The following is a 12,553-nucleotide window of genomic DNA, read 5'->3' on the forward strand; positions in this document are numbered from 1 at the left end:
GCTGAGCGCGATGTCCCTTGTTAAAACAATACGAAGTGTCTTGACTCTTACCTGCTCTTCGGGAGACAACCATGATCTCCCCGCAAACTCCCCCAATCCCCCAACGCAAGCTCCCCAACTCAAGCTCCCTCAACTGCCCTAAGCCAATGAATATTGACGTCCCCCGTATGAAAACTTCGCTAAAATATCTGCCTATCGCCGCTCTCGCTATCTCAGCACTGGTGTGGCCCTCGGCCAAGGTCCGTTCCACCGAGGAATTGGGAGTGAAAGAGCAAGAGTTTGAGGAGAATCATGCTGCTCGGGACGCGTATCGCCGCCAGTTCCTGGAGGACGAGAATGGCCAGATCCCGCCGAACGCGTGGCGGGACGCTTACGCGCAAAAACAGGCGATGCCGTTTCTTCCCGAAGCGTGGGATGAATTTCAGGATCCTAACGGGCAAGCCTCAGCGGTCCCCAACGTACTCCCTTGGGTCTCGATCGGTCCGGGTAGTACCGGCGGCCGAATCCGCTCGATTATTATTCACCCCACCAATCCGGACACCATTTGGGTTGGCGCGGTATCTGGCGGCATCTGGAAAACAACCAACGGTGGCACATCCTGGAGCACGAACACCGATTTCCTCCCGAACATAGCGGTCAATTGCCTGGCAATGGATCCAACGAATCCCAATATACTCTATGCGGGAACTGGCGAGGGCTTTTATGCCAATAATGGAGTTCAGGGTAACGGCATTTTAAAGACTACGGACGGCGGCGCGAACTGGATACCATTGCCAAACACAACCAACAATGCGGATTTTCTGTGGGTCAATCGTCTGGCGATTTCTCCGACCAACCCGCAAATAGTGCTCGCCGCTACCAGATCGGGAAAAATTTTAAGGAGCATCAATGGCGGAATAGACTGGGTAATAACCCTCAATTCAGTTAACATGGAGGATGTTCGTTTTCGTCCGCTCGATGGCACGAACGTGCCTACCGTTCCCGAGATTGTTACCTGCGTAGCCGGAAATTTCCGAGGTCAGGTCTACTATTCAACCGACGAAGGGCTGAACTGGACGCTGGCAACCGGCTTGCCCGCGCCCGTTGATTTTCTCCGGGTAGAGGTGGCCTACGCACCAAGTGATCCTTCGATTGTATATGCTTCGACAGCAGCAGACGGCAAGCTTTATCAGCTTTACCGGACGACGGGCGGCGATTACAACTTTGTTGCGAAGGGGGGCCCTCCCGGGGGCACTGGAGTCAGCTTTTTCAACAATTCCTTGTGGGTGGATCCAACCAACCCCGACATCGTGATAGTCGGTGAGGGCGGATATTTCTGGCGCACCACCCAAGGAGGAGTCCCTGGGAGCTGGACGCATAATGAAAGTGGGCATGCGGACCATCATGTGTTTGTTGAACATCCCGGCTACAACGGAACAACCAACAAAATTGTATATGAGGGGAACGACGGAGGGATTTTTAAGACAACCGACATCCTTCAGCCTACGCCCATCTGGACAAGCCTCAATCACAACCTGGCTATCACGCAGTTTTACTCAGGCGCTGGCAACGTGGCCAGTGGCACCATTATTGGCGGAAACCAGGACAACGGGACAGTGCGATTTCGCCCTCAGGATGGGTTTGAGAATTGGGGAGGCGTATTTGGGGGCGATGGTGGCTTTTGCGCTGCTGATCAAACAGATCCCAATTATTTCTACGGAGAGTACGTCAATCTACAAATTTTCCGAAGCACGAATGGTGGTGGCGGAAAGCCCTCTTATATCTGGCAGGGCCCAGATGGCCATCCTGAGGAGGGAATTCCTGCTGAGTGTAGCGGCCATCCTTGTGCCGATTTCATCGCCCCTTTTGTGCTCGATTCCAATAATCCCGAAACTCTTCTCGCAGGCGGGAAAAGTCTCTGGCGTTCGAAGAATGCCAGAGAAGCTCAGCCAGAATGGTCGGAGATAAAATCTCCGTTTCCGGAAAACTGTATCAACAATTGTAGATATATCAGCGCAATCGCGGTGGCTCCGGGAGATTCCAATATCATCTGGGTGGGATATGGCAACGGTGGCGGCGTTTTTTATACGACTGAGGGCACTGCAGCCCATCCAACGTGGATCCCGGCGAACAATGGGCTTCCTGGCAGGCATTGTACGCGCATCGCGATTGGACAGCTGCCCCTCATAAGTGCAGCCCAATCAGACGATCCCACCGTGGGCGGCAGGAAGGTGTATGTTACCTTTAGCGCTTTCAAAACCGGGAATGTTTGGAAAACGGCGACTAATGGTGCCAGCTGGATTCCGATTCATAATAATCTGCCTCTTCTTCCGGTGTATTCTTTGGTGATTTCGCCGTCGGACCCTGAGAAACTCTACCTCGGAACAGAATTGGGGGTATTTGCTACTGCGCATGGCGGAGAAAGCTGGTCGCCGACCGGTGGCGGTCACCCCAATGCCCTTGTGAAGGAACTATTTTGGATGGGAACAAAATTGGTCAGCGTTACGCACGGTCGAGGAATGTTCACGCTCGGAAATTAACCGCCATACTGCCCCGATCGGCGTCAAGAGCGAACAAAGCAAGGGCCATCTAAGGCGAAGGGCGCTCCCCGGCTACGGCCGGCGCTGATTCGCGGGCGGGGTTGGCGGCTTCGCGGAACGAAGCTCCGCCTCCAGTTTCTTGAGGAGTGAAGAAGCCGGCGCATTGGAGATGATGCGCAAAGTGTCGCGGAGCAGGTCGACGGCGCGCTTCGTTTTGTTCTGCTTCCCCAGGACTTCGGCTTCCTCCATGACCGTTCGGAGAATGTCGTCCCGTTTTGTGTAAAGGGTTCGCGCCTGATCGAAACAGGCGGTGGCTTCGGTCAGCCTTTCTCCGGCCGCCTCCATCAGTCCGAGGTCCTCCAACATCGGGGCGTTGCGGGTCCGGGAGGCAAACTTCATGGCCGCGGCCCGATATTCCGGAGCCGGTTGCGAACTATTTTTCGCGGCGAACTCGTGATACGCCTTCCAATCCGACGAACCCTTTTCGTCCCCGCGTTTTTCATCGATCTCCAGCCAGGCCGCATACGGGCGGTAAAGCGGATCGCCGACCATGACCGACATCCAGGAAACGGTTTGCATCGACATGTAAGCGCTCTCCGCAAAGGTGAAGCCGTGGAGCAGCCGGTCGCTGAATACATTCAGGTGCGACGTTAGCTGCAGATACGGCTCGTAAACGTTCCCGAGCGTCGCCGTCGCGCCCTTGGACACAAGAGGCCCGGCCCAATTCGCATGCTCGTCGTGGAGCGTGCTCGCGCTAAAGGAATGGATGTGGACGGCGATGGCGCCGGGAGCAAACTGGAAATCGAATTGATTGAACGGCCCGGAAATATTCTCGGCGTACCAGCCGAAATAAAGCGCGCAATCGCTCATTGGGTAGCTCTCCGGAAAAATCGCGGGCGAATCGTCGTAAATCACCGGCACGCCGGCCTTGTGCAGTTGCTGGGGAATTTCCGCGAGCCAGGTGTCCCCCACGCCCAATCCCGGCGCGGTGTTGTGCGCTCCATCGACATAAGCGCGACCCCATAGCCCCGTCTTTTCGGTTTCGATCGCATCCGTAATCATGCGGCGCACGGTTGCGGCCTTCGGAGCATCGAGACGGCAGACCAGCAGGAGTGCGGCGTTTTCGAATTCGGTTATCGGCCGATAACTTTGGAAATAGGGATTGGTCGGCGCGCCGGAAATCTGGTCGGTGAACAGGCCGAGCGCAGCCAGCTCGGAGTCTACCGAGGCGTCGTTGCGATTCCCGAGCGGCGCTTCTCCCGATTTGTCGCCGGGATAATTCGCCGCCGGGCGAATTTTCAGAGGGATGCCTTTGATCAGGGCCACGAACCGGATCGAATTGTTCGTGACGCTGGGCTGGCCTTCGCGCGGCTCGTGCAGCGTCCACCATTTCCGTTCCTTGAAAGCCGCCCGGAGCGGATTGCGAATCATCGTGTCGTACTCCAGCCGACTGATCTCCTCCGTCCTGGAACAGCTCAAGCCGACGAGATGGTCGCGCGCGATGCCCCGCTTTTGCGCGTAAAACTTCGCCAGCTCGACAGACTCCGGGACGTCCTGGTTGAAAACGACGATGGTCGCCGGCGCGAGCGGCTTTTCCGCCACAGCCGGCGCGGTCAGCCAGACAAGAGAGAGTAAAAAAAGCGCTTTGCCGGCGAGCTTCATCCTAGAGATGCAGTTTCAAACCGTCGTAAGCGATTCCCACACCCGGCGGCAGTTCGGCTTCAGTCGACTGCGGCAGTTCATGACAGATATGCGTGAACAAGGTCTGGGCCGGCTGCACTTTCGCCGCCACTTCCAACGCCTGCTCGACGCTCAAATGCGTCGGGTGCGGCCGATGCCGCAGCGCGTCGATAACCAGGACTTTCGTGCCCGCGATCTCGCCTACGATGTCGTCCGGCACCCCGCTGCAATCGCTCAGATAAGCCACCAGCTTTTCGCCATCGCGCGAAAACAGGTAACCATTGACCATTGATTTTCCGTGCGGCACCGGCAGGGGCGTCAGCGTAGTTTTCCCCAGCTGAAACGGACCGTCCACGATGTGGGGCTCGGGCACGAGGTAGCCGGGAAACCGATTCAGACCATTGAACGCAAACTCATAAACCCGGGCGAGGTCCCGCATCGTTGCGGCCGAGGCGTAAACCGGAATCGAACCCAGATCATGCGAATAACGCCGGAGATCGTCGAACCCCATGATGTGGTCCGTGTGGGAATGGGTGAAGACGACCGCGTCCAGATGCCGGATGTTTTCCCGCAACGCCTGGGTCCGAAAATCCGTTCCCGTATCGACTACCCAGGCGGATTCGGGTGTCTGGACATAGATGGACGAACGCAGCCGCTTATCGCGCGGATCGGAGGACTGGCAGACCTCGCAGTCGCACCCGATCGCCGGAACGCCCTGCGACGTCCCCGTGCCAAGGAAGGTCAGGGTAAGTTGAGAGTTGAGAGTTGAGAGCTGAGAGTTCAAAACTGAGCGGTCGCGCGATTTCTTGTCTCTCAACTAATAACTCTCAACTCTCAACTTCTTCCCCGAAATGCCCGCCACGCTCACGTTGCTCCGGATTAAGAACCTGGCGCTGGTCGAGGACCTGGAGTGGAAGTTGTCGCCCGGGTTCACGGTCATCACCGGCGAAACCGGGGCCGGCAAATCGATCATCATCGGCGCACTGCAACTGTTGCTGGGAGAACGAACGGACAAATCGTTGCTTCGGACGGGCGCGGAGATTTGCACCGTCGAAGCGGTTTTCGAAGGCAGCGAATTGAAGAAGCTCGATGCGCTCCTGAGCGACTCCGGAGTCGAAGCAGGCGATGGCGAACTGATTCTCAAACGCAGTTTCTCGACGACGGGCGCCAACAAGCAGTTCATCAATGGCTCGCCGACCACGCTCAACGTCTTAAAAAATCTCGGCGACGATCTGGTCGATCTGCACGGTCCGCACGATCACCAATCACTCCTTTCTCCAGAGCGTCAGCTGGCATTGCTGGACAGTTACGCGCACGCCGGGGAGGCCCTGGCGAAGTTCGAGGAGCGCTTTCACACTCTCCAATCTCTTCGGTCCGAACACGCCGCGCTCAGCACTGCTGAATCGGCCCGCGAACAGGAAATCGATTTGCTCCGCCATCAGGTGAACGAAATCACGAACGCCAATTTGTCAGCTTCGGAAGAGGAAGAAATCGCCACCCATTACAAGCTGGCGGCCAACCGCAAGCGCCTCCTCGAGCTCGCGGGATCGATCACCACAAAACTTTCGGAAGCGGACGACGCCATCCTCGCCCAGCTCGCCGAGACGCAACGGCTTCTCCGAGAACTGGAGAAGATCGACCCGTCAAAGGCACCCCTGGCCGACGCCCACTCCGCCAGTGTGATCGAGCTGACGGAAATTTCGCGTTCGCTCGGGCAATACGTTGACCAACTGGATCTCGATCCGGCGCAGCTCGCCGCCCTGGAAGAACGGGTGTCGCTCTTCGAAACTTTGAAACGCAAATACGGCGGCTCGATCCCGGAAGTGATTTCATTCGGGGAACGTGCCGCCGAACGGATGCGAAAAATCGAGGGGCGGGATGCCGAATTGGAGCGTTTGAACAAGGAGATCGAAAGCGTGCGCGGCGAAGTTGAAAGAATTGGTCACGCCTTGCACAAATTGCGGAGCAAAGCGGCGCCGAAACTCTCCGAAAGTATTCGTGCCAACCTGCGCGACCTCGGGTTCCGGCAATCGGAGTTCGAAGCAAAGCTGGCGGCGCTCGACGAAGCGCGCTCCACCGGGTTCGACACCGTGGAGTTGCTCTTCTCTCCGAATCCGGGCGAGCCGCTCAAGCCGTTGCGCCAGATCGCTTCGAGTGGGGAAATTTCGCGTTTGATGCTGGCGATCAAATCGTCGCTGGCCGCGCAGGACGCGATTCCGCTTCTGGTGTTCGACGAGATCGACGCGAACGTCGGCGGCGAAATCGCCAATGCCGTCGGCGCGAAAATGAAAGCGCTCGCGGCCGATCACCAGGTGCTCTGCATCACCCACTTGCCCCAGGTGGCCGCGACTGCCACCACGCATTTTGTGGTGACGAAGGAAGTGACTGGCGGACGGACTCATTCGCGCCTGAGCGAAGTGGCCGGTAAAGCGCGGCAGGAAGAGATCGCGCGCATGCTTGGTGGGAAGACGGACTCCGCACTCAAGCACGCGGCGACGTTATTGAAACAAAGCTAGCCGCGTTCTATAAACCGCTGTGTTGAACTACATCTGGCTGGCGCTGGTTGTTCTGGCGGTCGCGATTGGCGGCTGGAACAATCGGCTGGGCGAGGTAACCGCAGGCGCTTTCGACGGCGCGAAAACGGCGGTGACGATTGCGCTGGGGTTGATCGGCATCATGGCGCTATGGCTCGGCGTTATGCGCCTGGCGGAACGGGCCGGTCTCATCCAAAAGATCGCGCGCGGTTTGCGCCCGGTTATGCGGCGGCTTTTTCCGGATGTGCCGCCGGAGCATCCAGCAATGGGTTCGATGCTCATGAACATGGCCGCCAACATGCTCGGGCTCGGAAACGCGGCCACGCCCCTGGGATTGCGCGCCATGCGCGATCTCGAACGGCTCAACCCACGGCCCGGCGTCGCCTCCAACGCGATGTGCACCTTTCTCGCCATCAATACCGCTTCGGTGCAATTGATCCCCGCGACCGCGATCGCGCTTCTGGCCTCCGCGGGATCGGCGCGGCCGACGGCCATCGTCGGCACTGCGCTTCTGGCCACGCTCTGCGCGGCTACGGTGGCGATCACTTCAGCGAAAATCCTGGAGAAGCTGCCGTTCTTTCGGTTGCCGCCCGTTGGAGCCGGAGTCGATGATCCCGGCCCCGAGGCAGCTGCGACGGAACCAGCCGGGATTGCCGATCCCGACTACAGCGACAACGTCATCGCGGTCGAGCCGCGCGGCTGGAAGCGAATCCTTCCGTTCCTCCTGACGCTTTTCTTTCTTGGCCTGTTTGTTCGCCTCGTCTTTCCAAATTGGTTTGGATTCCCGGCCGATTCGAACGCCGCAATCCAAAACGCGTTTGTCCGCAGCGTGAACACGCTTTCGATTCTCGCGATCCCTTTCCTTCTCAGCTTTTTCCCGGTCTATGCGGCGACGCGGGGGATCAAGGTTTACGAAGAATTCGTCGAGGGCGCGAAAGAAGGGTTCGGCGTGATTTTGAAAATCATTCCGTTTCTGGTCACCATGCTGGTGGCGATCAGCATGTTCAAAGGCGCCGGCGGAATCGATTTACTTACCCGGCTCCTCACGCCGGTCCTGACGCCGCTCCAATTTCTGCCCGATCTCCTTCCCCTCGCCCTGATGCGGCCGCTCAGTGGCAGCGCCACGCTCGCCATTCTCACCGACATCATTCATCGGCTGGGGCCGGACAATATCGTGAGCCTGATGGCGGCGACGATTTACGGAAGCACCGAAACGACCTTCTACGTCGCGGCGGTTTACTTCGGTTCGGTGGCGGTGAAGCAGACCCGGCACGCGATTCCGGCCGGCTTGCTGGGTGACCTGGCCGGCGTTATCGCCTCGGTCATTATTTGCCGCGCGGTCTTCTAGTTTCCTTCGATTCTATCCGGGGGACGAGGGAGCTGAACGCGCCCCAATTTTTACCTCGCCAGCGGCGTAAGAGATTTCCTATCGTCCGCCTTCACATGATACAGCGCGATTATCTCATCGTTGGCAGCGGGATCGGGGGCGGGAGTGCCTGCGAAAGCATCCGCAAATACGACAAGCGTGGCTCAGTCACCCTAGTCGGCGCTGAAACCTTTCCTCCTTACAAACGCTGGATGCTCTCCAAGAGTTTTCTTCGGGATAAGGTGCCGCCGTTGAAGAAGTTACCGCACCTGGAAGCCCACTGGTACGAGTCCCACAAAATCGAGACCCGCCTCGCGGCGATCGTCACCCAAATCAATATCGATCGCCGCCTGGCCGTGCTGGGCAACGGCGAAACCATCGAGTTCAACAAGGCCTGCCTGGCCATGGGCAGCCGGCCCGTCCGCCCCCCGGTCGCCGGCGTGGGCCTCGGAAACGTGATTTATCTGCGAACCATTCGCGACGCGCTCGCCCTCCGGGAAATGGCGTCCCTGGAAAAGATGATCGTCGTCGTGGGGGGCGGATTGCTCGCCTGCGAGGCCGCGGCCAGCCTTCGCCAGTTGAAATTCAAGGTGAGCATGATGCATCGCAACGCCTACCTCCTGAACCGCTACCTCGACCCCGAAACAGGTGCCTGGGTCACGCAATATTTCGAAAAGCATGGAGTGAGCGTGCTGCTTGGGGAAAGCCTGAACGGGTTCGAAGGAAAAACCGTCTTGCGCAACATCCAAACCAAGAGCGGGAACCGGATCGCGGCCGGCGTGGCAGTCGTCGCCTGCGGCGCCGAGCCGAACCTGGAGCTGGTCCGCAACACCCCACTCTCCGGACCGCATGGATCGCCCGTCAGCGAATACCTCGAGACAGAGGAGAAGGGCATTTACGCCATCGGCGACCTGGCTTTTTACCCGGACCGGATCATGGGAGGAGTGCGCCGCCAGACGCATTGGGAGAACGCGCGGGAACAGGGACTCGTGGCCGGCGCCAACATGACCGGCAAAAAGCGAATTCGCTACGAGCAGGTCCCTTATTTCTGGACGGAGATGTTCGATCTCAAGATGGACTTCGTGGGCGATTTCAGTTTGCAGCCGACCCGGGTGAACCTGAAGGGCGCTTACGCAAAAAAGAAGTTCGTGGCCAAATATTATCAGGGCGACAAGCTGCGCGCGTTGCTGCTCTGCGGAGCTACGCCAAAAGACGTGGATGCGGCCAAGACCGAACTGCGGACGGCGCTGGGGAAATAAGACCGTCGAACCGTTAAAGCGTTGGAGCGTCGGCTACGGCCTGTCGCCGGAAATTTCGAGCGCGGGATTGCGGACGGAAACCAATTTCCAATCCCACGGCCAGGTAGCGCCGCGCTTCCATTCCAGCTCGAAAGGCGGTTCCAGGGAATTGACCCGCGCCTCGATCACGCTGGCGAATTCGCCGGTGCCGGTGATCGTGATTTTCGCGCTCCAATTGCCCTGGCCGCTGCCCACCCGCACCAGAGGGCTCCGAGCTTCGATGCGGGCATTCGGAAGGGCGCGGAAAACTTCCCGCAAGCGCTCCAGCAACAAAGCGCGGTCATTGCCCCAGCGATCCTGGTACTCCAGGCCGATGAAATCGCCGACCGCGTTCCAGTTCTTCTTCTCGATCTGAGAGAGCAGATGGACGCTGTGGAGTTCCACCTGGCGTTCGGGCTGCCAGAGCCGGACGAGATAAAGACCTGCAATCAGCGCGACGAGGAGGCCGGCGTAGAACCCATTTCGGAAATTCACCGAGCGTAGGATAGCGCACGCGTTCCGCGCGCGAAATGAGAGGGCGAAAATTGGATGTCTGCCCTTACTCTTGAGAACAATGAAATATCGCCCTGCCGTGGCCGCTATTGTCCAGGATCGCGCTGGCCGCATTCTGATCTGCGAACGCGCTGACCGGCCCGGCGCGTGGCAGTTTCCCCAGGGCGGAATTGAGGCCGGCGAGGCGCCTGCCGACGCCCTGGCGCGCGAGGTCCTCGAAGAGATTTCGCTGCCTCGAACGGCCTATGGGATTGCCGCGGTTCGCGGGCCGTACCGCTATCGCTTTCCCGCCGGGACCACAAAGAAAGGATATCGCGGCCAGGCGCATTACTATTTTCTTCTGCGTTTGCGCGGATCGAAAACACTGGTCAACACGGGTCCAGCGACCGCGGAGTTTCGCGGCGCACGCTGGATTCGGCCGGACGAATTCGATCTGGGCTGGCTGCCGCCGATGAAGCGCCGGGCCTACCGCCGCGTCCTTCGCGATTTCTTCGAAGTGGCTCGATTTGCCGGCACGAATTCCGGTTGACGCGGAGCAGCTACGGGGGCATGAACCGTGCTGACGTAATCGCCTCTTTTCATGCTCACCATTGGTTCATTTGCGGTCGCGATTTTTGCTGTAATTGGTTGCGTTTTATGGGCATGTGTAACCGACCACGATCAGACCTGACCGGTCCCCCTGTTTATGCTCGATCATGAGGATTTGAAGTGGATCGCCACCACTTCCACGGAACTGAATTCAATGTTGCAGCAAATCTCGCGGTACGCGGATTTGGCGCGACAGCACAAGGGTGAATACAACTACATCGAAATGCTCGGGGAACGCGTCGAGCTCGCCTCCAAAACCGCCCAATCTCTCTTTGACCGGATAACGTCGCGGATCCTGGAAGGGACCGCTACCAAATCAAAGAAGACGCCCGATCCGGGCCGTCCCCCGGAATTCACGGTGGTTCGGCCTCCCACGGAAGAGGAAATCGCCAGCGCAAAAACCAAAACCGCGGCGGAGAAATCGTCCGGCCGAAGCAAGACCGCTCCCCCCGAAAGCAAGAAGAGTTCGACCAAGTCTGGAGAGATTCCCGAGGAGATCAACGTCCTGAACCGAAAAGGAAATCGCGAGCTTATTCTGCTGGTTGAAGACGAACTGGAGATCGCCGAGCTGGCGGCCGAGATGCTGACCGACGAAGGCTACAAGGTGATCCTGGCCAAGGATGGATTCGAAGCGCTCAAGATCTACCAGCTGATTGGAAAACAAATCGGCCTGGTCATTCTTGATTTTTTCCTTCCGGTGATGGACGGCGACGCCGTCTTCGACGAACTGCGCGCGCTGAACCCAGAGGTGGCAGTGGTTTTGAGCAGCGGTTTTGCGGAGCAGAGCAAGCTTGGCAATATGCTGGCGCAGGGTCTGAAAGGATTCATTCCGAAGCCCTACACGCGCGAGAAATTGCTCGAGCAAGTTCGCTCCACGCTGGAATCGGCGGCGGAACCCAGTTCCCTCGGGTAAACTGCCGGAATCGGGCCGCGCTTCCCTCGGTGAATCCACCCTGGATGGCACCGATTTAGCTTTAAAGGGGCCGCGCCCATGGCCCGTATTGACTCATTCTTCAAGCTAATGGGAGAGCAGAAGGCATCCGACCTTCATCTCTCTACCGGCAACCCGCCGATGCTCCGCATCAATGGCGAACTCGTCCGCGTCGATTATCCAGCGCTGCAAAACGACGAGTTAAAAGCGATGGTTTATGAAATCGCTCCCGAAGGAAAAATCAAGATCTTCGAGGAAACCTCCGACATCGACTTCGGCTACGAGGTTCCTGGCATGGCGCGTTATCGCGCGAACTTCTTTCAGCAAAAGTACGGTATCTCGGCGGTTTTCCGTTTGATTCCTTCCAACGTGTTGACCGTGGACGAGCTGGGGCTGCCGCCCGTCCTGAGAAAATTTCCGATGCTGAAGAAGGGCCTCGTCCTGGTCACCGGCCCGACCGGCTCCGGTAAATCCACCACCCTGGCGGCAATGATGGATTACGCGAACCTGCAACGGCATGACCACATCATCACGGTCGAGGACCCAATCGAATTTGTGCATCGCAGCCAGAACTGCCTGGTCCAGCACCGCGAAGTCGGAGTCCATACCCGCTCTTTTGCCTCCGCCCTGCGCGGCGCGCTCCGCGAAGATCCCGATATTCTGCTCGTCGGTGAAATGCGCGACCTCGAGACGATCGAGCTGGCCTTGACCGCGGCCGCCACCGGCCACTTGGTTTTTGGAACCCTCCATACTTCCAGTGCCGCCAAAGCCGTCGACCGTATCATTGACGTTTTCCCAACCGACCAACAAAACCAGATTCGAGCGACCCTGGCCGAATCGCTCAAAGGCGTCATCGCGCAAAATCTTTTCAAGCGCATCGACAAGCCGGGACGGGTAGCTGCCCTCGAGATTCTGGTCGTGGACATGGCGATCGCGAACCTCGTTCGCGAAGGAAAGACACACCAGATCCCCGGCATGATTCAGGTCGGCAAGAAGAAGGGCAACCAGCCCCTGGACGACGCCATCATGGAGCATTTGCGCCATGCCCGAATTTCGCCGGAAGAAGCCTACGACAAAGCGATCGACAAAAAGAAATTCCGCCCGTTCCTGAAAGAACCGCCGGCCGACGGCAGCGAAGAATAGGG

10 protein-coding genes are annotated in these 12,553 nt (G+C 58.4%); 7 read left to right on the forward strand and 3 right to left on the reverse strand.

Annotation, left to right across the window (positions count from 1 at the left end; all coding sequences use genetic code 11):
• Window positions 1-146 precede the first annotated feature (146 nt).
• Window positions 147-2,519: a hypothetical protein gene (locus VJU77_16570; protein HKP04968.1), complete on the forward strand. Its 2,373-nt coding sequence runs from the start codon at window positions 147-149 to the stop codon at window positions 2,517-2,519.
• A 72-nt stretch (window positions 2,520-2,591) separates the two neighbouring features.
• Here VJU77_16570 and VJU77_16575 read toward each other — a convergent pair whose 3' ends face one another.
• Both VJU77_16575 and VJU77_16580 read right to left on the reverse strand, forming a co-directional pair.
• Window positions 2,592-4,181, reverse strand: coding sequence for a TIGR03790 family protein (locus VJU77_16575; protein HKP04969.1), 1,590 nt, complete (start codon window positions 4,179-4,181; stop codon window positions 2,592-2,594).
• 1 nt (window position 4,182) lies between these two features.
• Window positions 4,183-4,983 (reverse strand): MBL fold metallo-hydrolase, encoded by an 801-nt coding sequence (locus tag VJU77_16580; protein HKP04970.1) that lies wholly within the window; start codon window positions 4,981-4,983, stop codon window positions 4,183-4,185.
• Window positions 4,984-5,050: 67 nt separating this feature from the next.
• On the opposite strand from VJU77_16580, the gene recN reads away from it, so the two are divergent.
• From recN to VJU77_16595, 3 genes are all read left to right on the forward strand, one after another.
• Window positions 5,051-6,715, forward strand: a complete 1,665-nt coding sequence (gene recN, locus VJU77_16585; protein ID HKP04971.1) for a DNA repair protein RecN — start codon at window positions 5,051-5,053, stop codon at window positions 6,713-6,715.
• A 19-nt stretch (window positions 6,716-6,734) separates the two neighbouring features.
• The gene (locus VJU77_16590) at window positions 6,735-8,081 is read left to right on the forward strand and encodes a nucleoside recognition domain-containing protein (GenBank protein HKP04972.1); all 1,347 of its coding nucleotides are present in this window, start codon (window positions 6,735-6,737) and stop codon (window positions 8,079-8,081) included.
• Between the two features lie 95 nt (window positions 8,082-8,176).
• Window positions 8,177-9,358, forward strand: a complete 1,182-nt coding sequence (locus VJU77_16595) for an FAD-dependent oxidoreductase (GenBank protein ID HKP04973.1) — start codon at window positions 8,177-8,179, stop codon at window positions 9,356-9,358.
• A 33-nt stretch (window positions 9,359-9,391) separates the two neighbouring features.
• On the opposite strand, the gene VJU77_16600 is transcribed toward VJU77_16595, so the two are convergent.
• Window positions 9,392-9,871, reverse strand: a complete 480-nt coding sequence (locus tag VJU77_16600; protein HKP04974.1) for a hypothetical protein — start codon at window positions 9,869-9,871, stop codon at window positions 9,392-9,394.
• A 79-nt stretch (window positions 9,872-9,950) separates the two neighbouring features.
• Here VJU77_16600 and VJU77_16605 point away from each other — a divergent pair, with 79 nt between their 5' ends.
• The 3 genes from VJU77_16605 to VJU77_16615 all read left to right on the forward strand — a co-directional run bounded on the left by VJU77_16605 (window position 9,951) and on the right by VJU77_16615 (window position 12,551).
• Window positions 9,951-10,418 carry an RNA pyrophosphohydrolase gene (locus VJU77_16605; GenBank protein ID HKP04975.1) on the forward strand — a complete coding sequence of 156 codons (468 nt, stop codon included), beginning with the start codon at window positions 9,951-9,953 and terminating at the stop codon, window positions 10,416-10,418.
• A 156-nt stretch (window positions 10,419-10,574) separates the two neighbouring features.
• A complete protein-coding gene (locus VJU77_16610; protein HKP04976.1) occupies window positions 10,575-11,390 on the forward strand; it encodes a response regulator in 816 nt (271 codons plus the stop codon).
• A 78-nt stretch (window positions 11,391-11,468) separates the two neighbouring features.
• A complete protein-coding gene (locus VJU77_16615; protein ID HKP04977.1) occupies window positions 11,469-12,551 on the forward strand; it encodes a type IV pilus twitching motility protein PilT in 1,083 nt (360 codons plus the stop codon).
• The last annotated feature ends 2 nt before the right edge of the window (window positions 12,552-12,553 follow it).

The organism is Chthoniobacterales bacterium (assembly GCA_035274845.1).
Taxonomy (GTDB): Bacteria; Verrucomicrobiota; Verrucomicrobiia; order Chthoniobacterales; family UBA10450; genus AV80.

What these genes read in the sequence shown, in the direction of transcription:
- VJU77_16575 (HKP04969.1), bottom strand. Translation starts at nt 4,181, where the DNA reads ATGAAGCTCGCCGGCAAAGCGCTTTTTTTACTCTCTCTTGTCTGGCTG.
- VJU77_16605 (HKP04975.1), top strand. Translation starts at nt 9,951, where the DNA reads ATGAAATATCGCCCTGCCGTGGCCGCTATTGTCCAGGATCGCGCTGGC.
- VJU77_16570 (HKP04968.1), top strand. Translation starts at nt 147, where the DNA reads ATGAATATTGACGTCCCCCGTATGAAAACTTCGCTAAAATATCTGCCT.
- VJU77_16595 (HKP04973.1), top strand. Translation starts at nt 8,177, where the DNA reads ATGATACAGCGCGATTATCTCATCGTTGGCAGCGGGATCGGGGGCGGG.
- VJU77_16615 (HKP04977.1), top strand. Translation starts at nt 11,469, where the DNA reads ATGGCCCGTATTGACTCATTCTTCAAGCTAATGGGAGAGCAGAAGGCA.
- recN (HKP04971.1), top strand. Translation starts at nt 5,051, where the DNA reads ATGCCCGCCACGCTCACGTTGCTCCGGATTAAGAACCTGGCGCTGGTC.
- VJU77_16610 (HKP04976.1), top strand. Translation starts at nt 10,575, where the DNA reads ATGCTCGATCATGAGGATTTGAAGTGGATCGCCACCACTTCCACGGAA.